The sequence below is a fragment of the Lysinibacillus sp. GbtcB16 genome (assembly GCF_019091145.1).
GTDB classification, from domain to species: domain Bacteria; phylum Bacillota; class Bacilli; order Bacillales_A; family Planococcaceae; genus Lysinibacillus; species Lysinibacillus fusiformis.
In genome coordinates, this window is sequence record NZ_JAGXJV010000365.1 from 1 (window position 1) to 274 (window position 274).

1 pseudogene is annotated in these 274 nt (G+C 48.9%); it reads right to left on the minus strand.

The features are described from left to right. A pseudogene (locus KVT27_RS24570) lies at positions 1-274 on the minus strand (hypothetical protein); the annotation flags it as partial.

The following is a 274-nucleotide window of genomic DNA, read 5'->3' on the forward strand; positions in this document are numbered from 1 at the left end:
GAGACCAGCTTATCCTCGCAGTTTTTGGCGGCGATTTTGCACCCGTTCTCATGATAATAAGATAAGTAGGAGCTTTTCGTATCTTGGTAAAACTGCTCGATTTTGCGCATCATGAACAGCACGATATGAAGCATGTAAATGTCGCGCAGCGTGCTCTTCCAATCGGCGGCAAAGCCGGGCAGCGAATCCAGCGCAGACTCATAGAAGGTTTCGATGGAATGCTGATGCGAGATTGAAAACCCGTGAAACCGCCCTTCGAAAAAGCGGTGCCAAT